Annotated in this window: 14 protein-coding genes; 13 read left to right on the top strand and 1 reads right to left on the bottom strand. The window is 30.4% G+C overall.

Annotated elements, in window-relative coordinates; all coding sequences use genetic code 11:
* Positions 1 to 419 precede the first annotated feature (419 nt).
* From OCV55_RS10410 to OCV55_RS10375, 8 genes are all read left to right on the top strand, one after another.
* The gene (locus OCV55_RS10410; RefSeq protein ID WP_147580569.1) at positions 420 to 2,039 is read left to right on the top strand and encodes a peptide ABC transporter substrate-binding protein; all 1,620 of its coding nucleotides are present in this window, start codon (positions 420 to 422) and stop codon (positions 2,037 to 2,039) included.
* 90 nt (positions 2,040 to 2,129) lie between these two features.
* Complete coding sequence (locus tag OCV55_RS10405) at positions 2,130 to 3,074, top strand: ABC transporter permease (protein WP_147580568.1); 945 nt, start codon at positions 2,130 to 2,132, stop codon at positions 3,072 to 3,074.
* 2 nt (positions 3,075 to 3,076) lie between these two features.
* Entirely contained in the window at positions 3,077 to 4,009 is a 933-nt protein-coding gene (locus OCV55_RS10400) for an ABC transporter permease (protein ID WP_147580567.1), read from the top strand.
* A 2-nt stretch (positions 4,010 to 4,011) separates the two neighbouring features.
* Positions 4,012 to 5,097, top strand: coding sequence for an ABC transporter ATP-binding protein (locus OCV55_RS10395; RefSeq protein ID WP_032089803.1), 1,086 nt, complete (start codon positions 4,012 to 4,014; stop codon positions 5,095 to 5,097).
* Entirely contained in the window at positions 5,097 to 6,026 is a 930-nt protein-coding gene (locus OCV55_RS10390) for an ABC transporter ATP-binding protein (protein WP_032089804.1), read from the top strand. The genes OCV55_RS10395 and OCV55_RS10390 overlap by 1 nt, the downstream gene beginning before the upstream one ends.
* A gap of 333 nt (positions 6,027 to 6,359) precedes the next feature.
* Complete coding sequence (locus tag OCV55_RS10385) at positions 6,360 to 7,208, top strand: MurR/RpiR family transcriptional regulator (RefSeq protein ID WP_147580566.1); 849 nt, start codon at positions 6,360 to 6,362, stop codon at positions 7,206 to 7,208.
* Complete coding sequence (locus OCV55_RS10380) at positions 7,205 to 8,608, top strand: 6-phospho-beta-glucosidase (protein WP_199664653.1); 1,404 nt, start codon at positions 7,205 to 7,207, stop codon at positions 8,606 to 8,608. The genes OCV55_RS10385 and OCV55_RS10380 overlap by 4 nt, the downstream gene beginning before the upstream one ends.
* Before the next feature lie 12 nt (positions 8,609 to 8,620).
* Entirely contained in the window at positions 8,621 to 9,910 is a 1,290-nt protein-coding gene (locus tag OCV55_RS10375) for a PTS sugar transporter subunit IIC (RefSeq protein ID WP_022001620.1), read from the top strand.
* 147 nt (positions 9,911 to 10,057) lie between these two features.
* Here the strand turns inward: OCV55_RS10375 and pepT are convergent, their stop codons facing one another.
* On the bottom strand, positions 10,058 to 11,281 hold the full coding sequence (gene pepT / locus OCV55_RS10370; RefSeq protein ID WP_147580565.1) for a peptidase T: 1,224 nt from the start codon (positions 11,279 to 11,281) through the stop codon (positions 10,058 to 10,060).
* 124 nt (positions 11,282 to 11,405) lie between these two features.
* Between pepT and OCV55_RS10365 the strand changes: the two genes are divergently transcribed.
* The 5 genes from OCV55_RS10365 (at position 11,406) to OCV55_RS10345 (ending at position 16,142) form a co-directional block, all read left to right on the top strand.
* Positions 11,406 to 11,849 carry a MarR family winged helix-turn-helix transcriptional regulator gene (locus OCV55_RS10365; RefSeq protein WP_117851424.1) on the top strand — a complete coding sequence of 148 codons (444 nt, stop codon included), beginning with the start codon at positions 11,406 to 11,408 and terminating at the stop codon, positions 11,847 to 11,849.
* A 43-nt stretch (positions 11,850 to 11,892) separates the two neighbouring features.
* Positions 11,893 to 13,623: an ABC transporter ATP-binding protein gene (locus tag OCV55_RS10360; RefSeq protein ID WP_147580564.1), complete on the top strand. Its 1,731-nt coding sequence runs from the start codon at positions 11,893 to 11,895 to the stop codon at positions 13,621 to 13,623.
* A complete protein-coding gene (locus OCV55_RS10355; protein ID WP_147580563.1) occupies positions 13,623 to 15,473 on the top strand; it encodes an ABC transporter ATP-binding protein in 1,851 nt (616 codons plus the stop codon). Before OCV55_RS10360 ends, OCV55_RS10355 begins: the two co-directional genes overlap by 1 nt.
* Positions 15,474 to 15,602: 129 nt before the next feature.
* Positions 15,603 to 15,791, top strand: a complete 189-nt coding sequence (locus tag OCV55_RS10350; RefSeq protein ID WP_394802866.1) for an Rpn family recombination-promoting nuclease/putative transposase — start codon at positions 15,603 to 15,605, stop codon at positions 15,789 to 15,791.
* A 3-nt stretch (positions 15,792 to 15,794) separates the two neighbouring features.
* Entirely contained in the window at positions 15,795 to 16,142 is a 348-nt protein-coding gene (locus OCV55_RS10345; protein ID WP_147580561.1) for a hypothetical protein, read from the top strand.
* Positions 16,143 to 16,194: the final 52 nt, after the last annotated feature.

The raw sequence follows: 16,194 nt of genomic DNA, 5'->3' as shown, positions 1-16,194 counted from the left end.
ATGTTACATCCCAGTATTTGAAAAAGGTACTGCAACTTTACAAAATAAAGATGTAAAAGGTTTAGTAATTAGACCTGTAGGGGTTCCATATACATTCCAATATGTATCAAAATAGTCGATAAAATCAACAGAAACACAATATTTCGGTATTGTGTTTCTTCTTAAAAAAGAATAAAAAAATATGTTGTCTTCCAATTAATATAAACGTCAAAAATAAATGTATAAAAAACAATTGTTCTATTTTATTCTTGAATGTAGATTGAAAAATATTTTTTTGTATAAACAATAATACAATTTTGTATACAAAGTTCGTTTTTTTTGTTGACTTCTATAACGCATTGTACTAATATTAAAGCATAAATTTTTATTGTATATGTATTAGTGTATACAAAGGCGATTTATAGAAGGGAAGAGAAAAAATGAAAAAATTATTTTCTATGGTACTTTGTGCTATGATGGCTCTAACTCTTGCTGGTTGTGGAGGATCTGGTGATGATTCTTCTACATACACTTATTCAAGTGAACTAGATATCAAGAACTTAGACTCAGCAGATGCCGAAGACGGATGCTCATTTACTGCATTACATGCAATTATTGATGGGCTTATGAAACCTGCTAAAGATGGTACTACTACATATGGTATTGCTAAATCTTCAGAAGTTTCAGAAGACGGTTTAACACACACTTATAAATTAAGAGATGCTAAATGGTCTAATGGAGATCCTGTTACTGCAAACGATTTCGTTTATGCATGGCACAGAATTTTCAAAAACAAAGGGAACTATTATTACATGTTCTGTGATGGAATTGCTAACATCGCAGGTGCACAAGAATTATCAGACAAAATCGATGCAGAACAAGATTTAACTGATGATGATTTAAATTCTTTAGGTGTAAAAGCTGTTGATGACAAAACATTAGAAGTTACTACAACTACTCGTGTTTCATTCTTTGATGAATTAATGTCATTCCCATGTTTCTACCCAATCAACGAAAAATTCGCTGAAAAACAAGGTGATAAATATGGTAAGAGCGCTGATTCTATTTTAGCTAACGGTGCTTTCACTATGACAAACTGGGAACCAGGTTCAGTAGCTGAATTCGAAAAAAATGATAAATTCTATGCTGCTAAAGATGTAAAAATTGACAAATTAGTAATGAAATTAGTTCAAGAACCAAAAGTTGCTGCTCAGTCATTCGAAGCAGGTGAAACTGATTTCGCTATCATCAACTCTGACTTAGTTGATAAATATAAAAAAGATGAATCATTCAAGAATATTTCTGAAGGGTTCTTATTCTACATTCAACCAAATTTAGAAAATAGTGATTTAGCTAACTTAAATGTAAGAAAAGCTTTATCATTAGCTATTAACAGAAAAGATTTATGTGAAAACGTCTTAAAAGATGGTTCACAAGCTGCTTCAGGATTTGTTCCATCAGGATTATCAATTTCTCCAGAAGGAAAAGATTTCCGTGATGAAGCAGATACTTATACTTCATATGATAAAAAAGCTGCTCAAGCTGCATTAGATGAAGGATTAAAAGAATTAGGAAAATCTGAAATTACTATAAGAGTTACTTATGGTACAGATGAATCTCCAATGGATGTATTTGCAACTTATTTACAAAATGCTTTCTCTAGCTTAAAAGGATTAAAAATTGAAATGGTTGCTACTACTAAACAAGATCGTATCTACAACAAACAAAAAAATGGAGATTTCGATTTATCAGTAACTCGTTGGGGACCTGATTATGGTGATCCTACAACTTATTTAACATTAGCTTTAACTAACAACAACAACAACTATGGTCATTGGTCAAATACTGAATTTGATTCAATCATGGAAAAAGTTAACAATGAAACTGATGTTAATGCTCGTTGGCAATTAATGATCGATGCAGAAAAAATTATGATGGATGATTTATGTTACATCCCAGTATTCGAAAAAGGAACTGCTACTTTACAAAATACAAAAGTTAAAAACTTAGTTATTAAAGCAGTTGGTGTTCCATATACATTCGAATATGTTTCAAAATAGTTCAAATTAGAAAAAAGAACATAGAGAAGACAACACAATATAGTATTCTGTATTGTGTTTCTTTTTTAAATAAATATAGGAGGAAAAAAGATGAGTAATTCAACCTTAAAATATATCGGAAAACGTTTAGTTATTTCGTTAATTACATTATTCGTTATTTTAATGGTATTATTTTTAATGGTTAAATTTTTACCTGGTTCTCCAATTAACAATGAAAAATTAAGTGCTTCAGCCAGAGCGGCTATTGAAGCTCAATACGGATTGGATAAACCAATACCAGTTCAATTCGTACGTTATATTCAAAATATGTTAACAGGGGATTTCGGTGTTTCATTTAACTTGTATAAAGATATGCAAGTATCTTCACTTGTAGGAAGTGCTGCAAAATTATCTATGATTTACGGTTTATGTGCAGTAGTTATTGGAACAGTTATTGGTATGTTCTTAGGAGTATTTGCTGCATTACATAAAAATACAATTTGGGATACAATCGCTACAGTTATTTCTGTAATTGGGGTTTCCATCCCATCATTCGTATTTGCAATGTTAATTTTATTATTATTTGCTTCAAAATTAAGATTGTTACCAACTTCATATAGTTCATCGAATGCAATTAAATCATCAATTATGCCAATTTTAGCTTTATCTGTTGGGGTTATTGCAAACGTTGCACGTTTTACACGTACTGAAATGGTTTCAGTTTTAACAAGTGAATATATGACTCTTGCAAAAGCAAAAGGATTAGATCGTAAAACTTTAATTTTCAAACATGCATTAAGAAATGCTTTAATTCCAGTAATCACAATTTTAGGACCTATTTTAGTAAACTTAATGACAGGTACTATGGTTGTTGAAAAGATTTGTTCTGTTCCTGGATTAGGTAAATTATTAATTAATAGTATTTTATCAAATGATTACAACATCATTTTAGCTTGTTCATTCTTATATGCTGCAATGTACATTTTCATGATGTTAATTATTGATATTTCTTATGGAATTATTGATCCAAGAATTAGATTAGGAAAGGATGATTAATAATGGATTTAGAAAAGATTGAATTTTTACCAGACGATTTTGAATTCGTTGGAGACAAACAAGACATTACTAAAGACGTTGTTGCTCCATCACTTCCTGCTTGGAAAGATTCTTTAAATCGTTTTAAAAAGAACAAAGGTGCCGTTATCGGTTTAATTTGTATTTTAGTTATCGCAGTATTTGCTATTTTTGCTCCAATGTTTTCATCATATAAATTTGATGCAATCAATACAAAAATTGCAAGTATTTCACCATGTGCTGAACATTTCTTTGGTACAGACACTTATGGTCGTGATTTATTTGTACGTGTTTGGACAGGTACAAGATATTCATTATTCATTGCCGTTGTTGCAATCTTCATTGACGTGATTGTAGGTATGACATACGGACTGATCTCTGGTTATTTCGGAGGTAAAGTTGATTCAGTAATGCAAAGAATTCAAGAAATCATAAACTCTATCCCAACTTTAGTAATATTAACATTGTTATTAATGGTGATGAAAGCATCATTATTCACAATTATCATGGCTTTATCATTTACTGAATGGATTGGTATGTCAAGAATTACAAGAGCTCAAGTTTTAAGAGTAAAAGAAGAAGAATTCGTTTTAGCTTCACGTACTTTAGGAGCTAGTAACATGTTTATTATCTTTAAAGAAATTTTACCAAATATTTATAGTCAAATGATTATTATGATTATGATGTCTATTCCAAATGCTATCTTCTATGAAGCATACTTATCATTCGTTGGTTTAGGTTTACCAATTCCAATGGCTTCATTAGGTACATTAATTAATGATGGATTTAACTCAATTACTATTTACCCTTACATGATGGTAATTCCAGTTATTATTTTCTCTATCTTAATGTTAAGTTTCAACTTATTTGGTGATGGACTTCGTGATGCACTTGATCCAACTATGAAGGAGATGTAATTATGGCAGAAAGAGAAAAAATATTAGAAGTCAGAGATTTAAATATCTCTTTTAGAACTGATAGTGGTATTGTTAATGCAATTCGTGGTGTTAACTTAGATTTATATAAAGGTGAAACAATCGCTATCGTTGGTGAATCTGGATCAGGTAAGTCAGTTACTACTAAAGCAATCATGGGTATCATGGCTGGAAATGGTTCAATTGATGGTGGTTCTATTAACTACACTTGGACAGATGAAAATACAGGTGAAAGAATCACAAAAGACATTTGTCAATTAAGTGAAAAAGAAATGCAAAGTGAAATTCGTGGTCGTAAAATTGCCATGGTTTTCCAAGATCCAATGACATCATTAAACCCTACAATGACAATTGGAAATCAAATTATGGAACCAATGATTCATCATTACAATACACCAAAAGAAGAAGCTTATAAAAAAGCAGTTGAATTATTACAATTAGTAGGTATTACTAATGCTGAAAAACGTATGAAAAACTATCCTCACCAATTATCAGGTGGGATGAGACAAAGAATTGTTATCGCAATTGCTTTATCTTGTGATCCTTATGTTTTAATTTGTGATGAACCTACAACTGCATTGGACGTTACTATCCAAGCTAAAATTCTTGAATTAATTCAAGATATTCAAAAGAAAAAAGATTTATCAGTTATTTATATCACACATGACTTAGGTGTTGTTGCTAAAGTAGCTGATTATGTAAATGTTATGTACGCTGGTAAAATCGTAGAGACTGGAACCATTGATGAAATTTTCTATGATCCACGTCATCCATATACTTGGGGATTATTATCATCTATGCCAGATTTAGATACTGATGATGATGAATTATACACAATCCCTGGTACACCACCAAACTTAGCACATGAAGTAAAAGGTGATGCTTTTGCTCCACGTAATAAGTATGCTTTAAATATTGACTTAAGAATTGAACCTCCAATGTTTAAAGTACCTGGTAGTACAACTCATAAAGTTGCTTCATGGTTAATGCATGAAAAAGCTCCAAAAGTTGAAATGCCAGTTGAATTAAAAAACAGATTAGAAAAAATGAAAAAGGAGGGTGTTGAATAATGGAAAATAAAGAACCTATCCTTGTCGTTAAAGATTTAAAACAACATTTTAAAATTAATCGTAACTTTACTGTAAAAGCAGTTGATGGTATTTCATTTGATATTATGCCAGGTGAAACTTATGGTTTAGTAGGTGAATCTGGTTCAGGTAAATCAACTACTGGTAGAAGTATTATTCGTTTATATAAACCAACTTCTGGATCAATTGTTTTCAACGGAAAAGAAATTGGTGGAAAATTAGATAAGGAAACATCTAAAGAATTACATACAAAGATGCAAATGATTTTCCAAGATCCAATGGCTTGTTTAAATCCAAGAAAGAAAGTTATTGATATCATTGGTCAAGGTTTAGATATTCATAAATCTTATTCTTCTATTGAAGAAAGAAATGAAAAAATCTATGAAATGCTTGAACTTGTTGGTTTATCAAGAGAACATGCTTCACGTTATCCACATCAATTCTCAGGTGGACAAAGACAACGTATTGGTATTGCAAGAGCATTAATTATGAATCCTGATTTAATTATTGCTGATGAAGCAATCTCAGCGTTAGATGTATCTATTCAAGCACAAGTTGTTAACTTAATGAAAAAGATTCAAAAAGAAACAGGAATTGCATATTTATTTATTGCACATGACTTATCAATGGTTAAATATATCAGTGATAAAATTGGGGTATTACATTTAGGACATTTAGTAGAAACAGGGACTACTGAAGAAATCTTTGATAATCCAATTCATCCATATACAAAATCATTATTAAGTGCTATTCCTCATCCTAATCCACGTGTAGAAAAAGTACGTAAATCATTTACTTACGATTATAAAGAAAGTGGAGTCGATTATACAAAAGGTACTGAACATTTAGTAGATGGAACTCATTATGTTTTAGCTACTGATGAAGAATTTGAAAAATGGACAAAAAAATAGTTTAGGAGGCACTTAAGAAGGCAACCTAAAATATTGTAAGAAAATCTTCAAAAAAAGAGAACGAATGCGAAATGTTGTTCTCTTTTTATATAAATAAAAATAATACAAAATAAAAAGGTTGTTATGAAATTATTTATTGAATTTCGTAATAACCTTTTTTGATAATTTCTTTCAATTTTTATTGTTAATAATTGTGAAATTGAAAGTTTTTTTCGATTTGATTGTAAATGCTTACAGAAGATTGACTTACAAGTTGTTGTTAATTATGATGAAGATGTCTTCTAGATAAGAAGATAATTAATTTGAATCTTTTAACCGGTGAAAAGAGGAAATATGATGATTATTGACAAAATGAAAACATTAGACCATTTAACAATTCAAGAAAAGTATTTAGTGGATTATATAATAAATAATCAAGAAGATATTTTAAAAAAGAATATTAATGAACTGGCAAAATTAAGTTATACCAGTAGTGCAACGATTTCTAGGTTGTGTAAGAAACTGGGCTTTAATGGATATAAAGAATTTAAATATCAATATGCGGCTGAATATTCTCATTTACTTGAATTGAAAAATGATTTTAAAATTGAACCTTTTTCAAGTGAGAGTTCAATTGATGATGCTTTAAATAAAATCGAACTTTTACATAAAAGAGCGATAGAGTATACAAAAAGTTTACTAGATAGACAAGTTATAGAAAGAATTTATCAACTTATTAAAAATGCTAAATATATTGAAATTTATGGAACTGGTATTAATTTTTCTTTAGCAGAAATTTATAGTTTGAATTTTGAAGAAGAAGGGGTTATTTCTAAAGCATATAACAGTTTAAATCCAATGCATCTTCAATACTTAAAGCAAAGGAAACCAAACGATACAGTTTGCATTTATTTAACACATACAGGTCAAAATAAGGAAATGTTAAAAATAGCAAAGGATATTCGCAAATATCATGCTAAATCAATTGTGATTTGTGATCATAAAAAAAGAGAAATTTGTAAATATTGTGATGAAACAATTGTAATTATGACCACTCAAAATACAACTGAACTATCTAATGCTGTTTATATTGCTTCTTTACAGTATGTTTTTAATATATTTACTTCGTTAAAATTAATAAGTAATTATTCTTATTTAGAAGAAACAACAAAAGCAGTTGATAAATTTAAAATGGGAGAATGATTATGAATAAAAGTTTTCTATGGGGTGGTGCTGTTGCTGCTAATCAATACGAAGGTGGCTATCAAGAAGGACATAAAGGATTAAGTGTAACCGATGTTATGTCAGCTGGTGATGTTGATCACCCTCGAGAAATTTCTTATGAAATATTAGATGATAAATATTATCCTAACCATTATGGAATTGATTTTTATCATCATTATAAAGAAGATATTAAATTATTTGCTGAAATGGGCTTTAAATGTTTCCGTTTAAGTATTTCATGGCCACGGATCTATCCTCAAGGTGACGAATTAGAGCCTAATGAAGAAGGGCTAGAGTATTATGATCATGTTTTTGATGAATGTTTAAAATATGGAATAGAGCCTATTGTTACTTTATCTCATTTTGAAATGCCTCTTTATTTAGCAAAAAAATATGGTGGTTGGAGAAATAGACAATTAATTACATTCTTTGAAAGATATGCGATTACATGTTTTAAAAGATATAGCAAAAAGGTCAAATATTGGATGACATTTAATGAAATTAATAATCTTATAGATACCGATAATCCTTTTAATGCTTGGACTGGAGCAGGTGTTTTATATGAAGATAATGAAAATATTGAACAAACAATGTATCAAATATCTCATTATCAGTTTGTTGCAAGTGCTAGAGCAGTTCAAAGAGCCAAAGAAATTAATGCCTCTATGCAAGTAGGTTGCATGTTGCATTTTGGCCCAATTTATCCTTCTTCTTGTAATCCACAAGATATTCTTGCAGGAATTAAAGCAATGGATAAGAGGTATTTCTTTAGTGATGTTCATGTAAGGGGATATTATCCAACCTATACTTTAAAAAAGTGGGAAAGGAGTAATATTCAATTAGATATAACTGATGAAGATTTAAAAGATTTAAAACGAGGTACTGTGGATTATATAGGGTTTAGTTATTATAAATCAACGATTGCAGAATATGATAAAATACATGACTTTATTGAAGTACAAAATCCATTGTTAAAGAAAAGTGATTGGGGTTGGGCTATTGATCCTACAGGATTAAGGATTATTTTAAATGAAGTTTATGAAAGATATCAAAAACCAATGTTTATTGTTGAAAATGGTTTTGGAGCTTATGATAAATTAGAAAATGGAATCATTAATGATGATTATCGTATTGATTACTTAAGAAACCATATTTCAGAAATGAAAAAAGCAATTGAGTTAGATGGTGTAGAAGTCATGGGATATACTCCTTGGTCAGCAATCGATATTGTAAGTGCTTCTACTGGTGAATTGGCAAAAAGATATGGATTTATCTATGTTGATTTAGATGATCAAGCTAAAGGTAGTGGAAGAAGATATCGAAAAGCTTCTTTTGAATGGTATAAAAGAGTTATTTCATCAAATGGTGAAATTTTATAGGAGATAAATAATATGAACAAATTTATAAATGAAACATTAGTTATTTATATATCGAAGTTTACAAATACAAAAGTTATAAAGGCTTTAAAGGATGGAATGATGTTTTCTTTACCGTTTTTAATGATAGGATCATTGTTCCTGTTGATTGCCAACTTACCAATTGAATCAGTAAGTAAAGTAATTAGTGAAAGTGGAATAGGAGATGTATGTTCTCAAGTATATTCTTCTACGTTTTCATTAATGGCCTTCTTTACAGTAATAGGAATTACTTATTCTTATTTGAAGAATGATCAAGTAATAACAGCTATAAATGGCGCTTTAACTGGTTTAGCAGCTTTTATTTTATTAACTCCATCTTCTAAGGTATTAGACAGTGGGGAATCAGTTACAGGAATTATTTCTAAAGATTGGACTGCTGGTCAAGGAATGATTTGTGCTATTTTAATTGGTTTTTTAGTTGGATATATTTATTCTTTATGTGTAAAAAAAGATATTAGCATTAAAATGCCAGATGGTGTGCCTAGTGGTGTTGCAGATTCATTTTCGTCACTATTACCAACTGGAATTATTATTACTATTTGTGCAATTATTTATGCTATATGTCACTTTATATTTAATACAACATTTGCAGAACTTATTTATTCGGTAATTCAAATTCCTTTACAAGGAATTACAGATTCGTTCTTTGGCGTTATTATTATGACAGTTGTTATGTCTTTATTATGGTGGACAGGCGTCCATGGTGGTTCTATATGTGGAGGAATTCTTTCACCAATTTTACAAGCAAATATGGCAGCTAATCAAAAAATTATAGATTCAGGATTGCCTCTTACAATTCAAAATGGTGGACATATTTTTACACAACAATTTTGGGACAATTTCTTATGTATGTCTGGTGCTGGAATTGTGATTGGGTTAGTGATTTATATTACATTTTTTGCCAAATCAAAGTCATTACGTAGCTTAGGTAAATTATCCATTGTACCTAATATCTTTAACATTAATGAACCAATTATTTTTGGGACACCAATTGTACTTAATATATATTTATTAATTCCATTTGTTCTTGTTCCTTTAATTATAGGTATAAGTAGTTACTTATTAATGTATATGGGAATTTTACCATTATTTAGCGGGGTTATGGTTCCTTGGACAACACCACCAATTATATCAGGACTTTTGATTGGTGGATGGCGTGTTGCATTATGGCAATTTGTGATGATTGTTGTATCTTTTGTTATTTATTTACCATTTATTAAAAAAATAGATACTTTGGAATTAAATAAAGAAAATCAAAAGTAAATTATAAGAAATACAAATATTTAATTTTAATATCAAAAAGTCGTGAAAAATCACGGCTTTTTTTGTAATGCTACTAAGTTAAGAAATTAAGTTAATACTTTTGCTTTATTTATTGTCTAAGAAATCCACACGATTTTTTGTTAATGCTTATTTAGAAGCAGTGTTTTTTAAAATATGAAGTAAGATTTGAACTTGTTTTTCCATCATAGTAAGTGAACAATATTCATAGGGTCCATGATAGTTAAAACCACCTGTACCAAGATTAGGACAAGGAAGTCCTTTGAATGTTAAACGTGCACCATCTGTACCACCACGAATTGGTGAACAATAAGCATCTAAACCATTTTCTTTAATGGCAGCTAAAGCTTGTTCAACAATGAACATATGATCTTTTAGAGCTTCTTTCATGTTTAAATAACTTTCTGTAATCGTTACTTCAACAATTTGATAACCATATTTTTTATTTAAGAACTCTGCAATGTCTTTAAAGTCTTGGCATTGTTTATTTGCTTGTTGTAAGTCATGGTTACGAATAATATATTCAGCAACTGTTTCTTCACAAGTTCCTTGAATCGAGTGAAGGTGATTAAATCCTTCATAACCTTCTGTTGATTCGGGACGCATATGCACAGGTAAAAGTGAATCAAATTCATAGGCAACACGCGTTGAATTGATCATTTTATTTTTAGCACTTCCTGGATGAATACTTCTTCCATGGACTTTCACTTCGGCACTAAATGCGTTAAAGTTTTCGTATTCAACAATGTGAATATCTCCACCATCAATGGTATAAGCATATTGTGCATTGAAGTAATCAACATTAAAGTGATCACTACCATGTCCAATTTCTTCATCAGGTGTAAAAGCAATTTGAATATCATTATGTTTAAATTCTGGATGATTATAAATATATTCCACCATTTGCATAATGATTGCAATACCAGCTTTATCATCAGCTCCTAATAAAGTTGTTCCATCTGTAGTAATTAAATCATGATGAATAAGTTGTAAGAGTTGAGAATATTGTTCAGGGTCTAGATAAAGTTCTTTATCTTCATTTAAAGTAATTTTTTGACCTTGATAATCTTTGATAATTTGTGGATGAATATCTTTACCACTTGCATCAGGAGAAGTATCCATGTGGGCAATAAAACCTATAACATCTCCTTGATGATTATTATTACTAGGAATTGTTCCATAAACTACACCAAATTCATCTATTTTTGCGTTTTCAATTCCTAATGATTTTAATTCTTCAACTAAATAATTTCCTAATTTTAATTGTTTTGAAGTTGAAGGAACAGTATGTGAATAACTATCTGATTGTGTGTCAAAATTCACATAATTTAAAAACCTTTCTTTAATTTCCATTTGTCTTCCTCACTTTCTTTTCTATTATACAACGACTTATAAAGAACTTCTATGAAAAAAGTTTACAAATTTTAAATTGTATGTTACCATACAATTCGTAACCGAACAATATAGGAGGAATGATATGTATAGAGATCCCATTGGACATCGTATTAAGACCATAAATAACCTAATGAGAAAAACAATGGATAAGAAAACAGGTCAGAGGCCTGATCGTGTAACTTTAATGCATTGTTGGATTATTGGGTTTGTTCAAGATAGAGAAGATAGTGGGCTTGATACATTTCCTAAAGATATAGAAAAAGAATTTTCAATCAATCGTTCTACGACATCAGAAATGTTGAAACTGATGTGTAAAAAGGGAATGATTGAACGAGAAGAAGTAGAATATGATGCAAGATTAAAGAAAATCGTTTTAACAGAATCTTCAAGAAATCATAATCGACAAATTGAAGATAAGATGAAAGAAATGCATCAAAAACTTATTAAAGATTTATCTGAAGAAGAAATAAATATGTTTATTAAAATATCCGATAAATTAATTAATAATATCAAAGAAGATTTATAAATATTCATGAAGTTCGGTAAATGAATAGGAAAGGAAGTCAATTATGGTAAAAACTTTAATGAAACAAATCAAAGAATATAAAAAAGATTCATTACTTACAATGTTATTTGCGGCATTAGAAGTTATCTTAGAAATCATTATTCCTTTATTAATGGCAAGTCTTATTGATAAAGGGATTGAGGCAGGTAATATGTCTAATGTTACAAAATATGGAACATTCATGTTTGTTATTGCAATTGGAACATTATCACTTGGTTTTTTAGCTGGTAACCATGCAGCTAAAGCTTCAACGGGTTTTGCAGCCAATTTAAGAGATGCCATGTATACAAACATTCAAACATTCTCTTTTTCAAACATTGATAAATATAGTACTGCAGGACTTGTAACACGTTTAACGACAGATGTGACAAATGTGCAAATGGCTTATCAAATGATTATTCGTATGTGCATTCGTGCGCCAATGTCACTTATTTGTGCCCTTACCATGGCAATGATGATCAACTTTAGATTAAGTATGATTTTTGTTGTTGCCATTGTTTTCTTAGTAGCGGTCCTTACAATAATTATGTATCATGCCACAAAATATTTTAATGATGTTTTTCCTAAATATGATACTTTAAATGAAAGTGTTCAAGAAAACGTTGTTGGTATTCGAGTTGTTAAATCATTTGTTAGAGAAAAATATGAAAATGAAAAATTTAAAAAAGCAGCACAAAACATTTATAAACTTTTTGTCAAAGCAGAATCCGTTTTATCTTATAATAACCCAGCTATGTTAATAGCTGTTTATGGTTCAATTTTAATGCTTTCATGGTTAGGTGCTAAAGCAATTGTAGGTGGGACTCTTACTACAGGTGAACTTACAAGTTTATTTAGCTATGTTATGAATATTATGATGTCTCTTATGATGCTTTCTATGGCATTTGTTATGATTACGATGTCACTTACTTCAGGAAGACGTATTGCAGAAGTTATTAATGAACAATCTGATTTAGTCTCTCCTCAAGAAGCTTTAACTGAAGTAAAAGATGGTTCAATTGATTTCAATCATGTTGTTTTTTCTTATAAACATGGTAGTGGAGAAGCGGTCTTAAAAGATGTTGATCTTCATATTAAAAGTGGTGAAACAATTGGAATTATTGGTGGTACCGGAAGTGCTAAAAGTAGTTTGGTCAACCTTATTTCTCGTTTATATGATGTTGACGAAGGTAGCGTTGTTGTTGGTGGACAAGATGTTCGTAATTATGATCTTGAAGTTTTAAGAGATGAAGTTTCTGTTGTCTTACAAAAGAATGTTTTATTTAGTGGAACAATCTTACAAAATTTACGTTGGGGTAATGAAAATGCAACAGAAGAAGAATGTAAAGAAGCTTGTCGTTTAGCGTGCGCTGATGAGTTTATTGATCGTTTTGAAGATGGTTATAATACGTATATTGAACAAGGTGGTTCAAACGTTTCAGGTGGACAAAAACAACGTCTATGTATCGCAAGAGCGTTGCTAAAAAATCCTAAAATCTTAATTCTAGATGATTCAACAAGTGCTGTTGATACAGCTACAGATGCAAGTATTCAAGAATCATTCAATGAACGTATTCCCGATACAACAAAAATTATTATTTCACAACGTATATCATCTGTTCAAAATGCAAGCCGTATTATTGTTTTAAATGATGGTGTCGTGGATGGTTTTGACACACATGATAAATTATTAGAAACAAATGAAATTTATCGTACAATTTATGAAACACAAATGAAAGGGAAGGAGGAAGAATAATGAAAGAAGGAACAATGAAACGTTTACTTAAAATGTTATGGAGTAAATATAAAATCCATTTAATTGTTGTTTTTCTATGTATTGTAGGAAATGCTTTATTTAATGTTCAAGGAACAATGTTTATGCAAACATTAATTGATGATTATATTGTTCCCCTTTTAAAGAGTTCTTCACCTGACTTTAGTGGACTATTCCATGCTTTGATTCGTGTAGGTGCACTTTATGCTTGTGGTGTTGTTTGTGCCTTTACCTTTAACCGTATTATGGTTTATGTAACACAAGGGTTCTTAAGAGATTTAAGAATTGAAATGTTTGAACATATGGAATCTTTACCAATTCGTTATTTTGACAGAACTCCTCATGGAGATACAATGTCAGTCTATACAAATGATATTGATACATTAAGACAATTGATTTCACAATCTATTCCACAACTTATTTCAAGTTGTATGACTATTGTGACAACATTTGTATCAATGATCATTTTAAATATTCCTTTAACTGTGTTAAGTGTATGTATGCTTATGATCATGCTTGTTGTATCAAGAAAACTTGGATCGTTATCAGGTAAATTCTTCGTTCAACAACAAGGGGATTTAGGTAAAGTGAATGGTTATATTGAAGAAATGATTTCTGGTCAAAAAGTTGTTAAAGTCTTCAACCATGAAGATCAAGCAATTGCTGATTTTAGAAAATTAAACGATGAATTAAGAGAAAGTGCTTATCAAGCTCATAAATTTGCGAATATCTTAATGCCAGTTACAGTACAACTTGGAAATATCTCTTATATCATTTGTGCAATTGTTGGCGCAATCCTTGCTTTAAATGGACATTTTGCTTTAACAATTGGAACCCTTGTAGCTTTCTTAACATTGAATAAAAGTTTCAACCAACCTATTGGACAAATTTCTCAACAAATCAATGCTGTTGCCATGGCACAAGCAGGAGCTGGTCGTATCTTTGATTTATTAGATCAAGAAAGTGAAGATGATCAAGGTGTGGTTACTTTATGTCGTGTAGAAACTGTTGATGGAAAAATGGTTGAAACAGATAAAAGAACAGGACATTGGGCTTGGAAACATCCAAGAAGCGATGGTCATGTTGAACTTGTAGAAATGAAGGGTGATATTCGTTTAGAAGGTGTTGACTTTGGTTATTTTGATGACCGTATGGTTTTACACAATGTAGATGTTTATGCTAATCCTGGTGAAAAGATTGCCTTTGTTGGGGCTACTGGTGCAGGTAAAACAACAATTACAAACTTAATTAATCGTTTCTATGATATTCAAAAAGGTTCGATTACTTATGATGGAATTGATATTAAATTGATTAAAAAAGATGATTTAAGAAGATCATTAGGTGTGGTTTTACAAGATACACATTTATTTACTGGAACAGTTATGGATAATATTCGCTATGGACGTCTTGATGCTACGGATGAAGAATGTATTGAAGCAGCAAAACTTGCCAATGCCGATCTCTTTGTTAAACATTTGCCAGATGGTTATCAAACAATGCTTACAGGAGATGGGGCGAACTTATCGCAAGGACAAAGACAGTTATTAGCGATTGCGCGTGCTGCTGTTGCTAATCCTCCTGCACTTATTTTGGATGAAGCAACTTCTTCTATTGATTCTCGAACAGAAAAGCTTGTACAAGATGGAATGGATAAATTAATGCATGGTAGAACAACACTTGTTATTGCCCATCGTTTATCAACAATTAAAAATAGTGATTGTATTATGGTCTTAGAACAAGGACATATTATTGAAAGAGGAAATCATCAATCACTTATTAAAGAAAAAGGTAAATACTATCAATTATATACTGGAGCTATTGAAATGGATTAATCCATCAATAGCTTTTTATATTTTTTGGACTATCCGTCCATTGAAAGAAGGAAAAGAGAAAGATAAAATGATCTGTCGACCTTGATAGGAAAGGTCGACAAGCAAACAGAGATCAAAAGATATCGGGATGTGATAAGAAAAGCAAGTATTCATGGAGATTATGTGATTATTGGAGTTGAACATCAAAGTACTTTTGATAAAAATATGATTTTTCGCATACTCAACTATGATGCGACGACTTATATCAATCAAGTTGAAAGTAAAAAAGAAGTCTATCCAGTAGGAAGCTTTGTGTTCTATACGGGAGATGAAGAATAGAAGTTGCTAGAAGCATTAAAAGAAACATTGAAAAGTACACCATCAGAGATGGAACCTTATATCAATGATTGGAAACTACCTGTTGTCGACCTTAAAACAATGGATGCAAGAAAGCTTATGAATCGAAGATTAAGAGATGTCGTAGAAATTGATCAAAGTATGTTTGCAGGAAGTTATGATGGATTAAGAGAAAATCGTAAAATTGAAACAGAAAGCTTCATGATGGCGGCAACATTTACGTGTACAAATATTAGAAGAGAAGACTTACCAGAAGGAGATGAAATCAATATGTGTAAGGCAATGGATCAATTATTTCAAAGAATGAGAGATGAAGGAAAACTCAATACTTAAAAAGAACTGCTTAAAGTAAAATTAGGAACTTTATCAAGACCTTTAGAAAAAC

Source organism: [Clostridium] ammoniilyticum (assembly GCF_025566905.1).
Lineage (GTDB): Bacteria > Bacillota_I > Bacilli_A > Erysipelotrichales > Coprobacillaceae > Faecalibacillus > Faecalibacillus intestinalis.
The sequence above is the reverse complement of the archived record's forward strand: the minus strand, read 5'-3'. Positions and strand labels throughout refer to the sequence as shown.

What these genes read in the sequence shown, in the direction of transcription:
- OCV55_RS10410 (WP_147580569.1), top strand. Translation starts at nt 420, where the DNA reads ATGAAAAAATTATTTTCTATGGTACTTTGTGCTATGATGGCTCTAACT.
- OCV55_RS10405 (WP_147580568.1), top strand. Translation starts at nt 2,130, where the DNA reads ATGAGTAATTCAACCTTAAAATATATCGGAAAACGTTTAGTTATTTCG.
- OCV55_RS10400 (WP_147580567.1), top strand. Translation starts at nt 3,077, where the DNA reads ATGGATTTAGAAAAGATTGAATTTTTACCAGACGATTTTGAATTCGTT.
- OCV55_RS10395 (WP_032089803.1), top strand. Translation starts at nt 4,012, where the DNA reads ATGGCAGAAAGAGAAAAAATATTAGAAGTCAGAGATTTAAATATCTCT.
- OCV55_RS10390 (WP_032089804.1), top strand. Translation starts at nt 5,097, where the DNA reads ATGGAAAATAAAGAACCTATCCTTGTCGTTAAAGATTTAAAACAACAT.
- OCV55_RS10385 (WP_147580566.1), top strand. Translation starts at nt 6,360, where the DNA reads ATGATGATTATTGACAAAATGAAAACATTAGACCATTTAACAATTCAA.
- OCV55_RS10380 (WP_199664653.1), top strand. Translation starts at nt 7,205, where the DNA reads ATGATTATGAATAAAAGTTTTCTATGGGGTGGTGCTGTTGCTGCTAAT.
- OCV55_RS10375 (WP_022001620.1), top strand. Translation starts at nt 8,621, where the DNA reads ATGAACAAATTTATAAATGAAACATTAGTTATTTATATATCGAAGTTT.
- pepT (WP_147580565.1), bottom strand. Translation starts at nt 11,281, where the DNA reads ATGGAAATTAAAGAAAGGTTTTTAAATTATGTGAATTTTGACACACAA.
- OCV55_RS10365 (WP_117851424.1), top strand. Translation starts at nt 11,406, where the DNA reads ATGTATAGAGATCCCATTGGACATCGTATTAAGACCATAAATAACCTA.
- OCV55_RS10360 (WP_147580564.1), top strand. Translation starts at nt 11,893, where the DNA reads ATGGTAAAAACTTTAATGAAACAAATCAAAGAATATAAAAAAGATTCA.
- OCV55_RS10355 (WP_147580563.1), top strand. Translation starts at nt 13,623, where the DNA reads ATGAAAGAAGGAACAATGAAACGTTTACTTAAAATGTTATGGAGTAAA.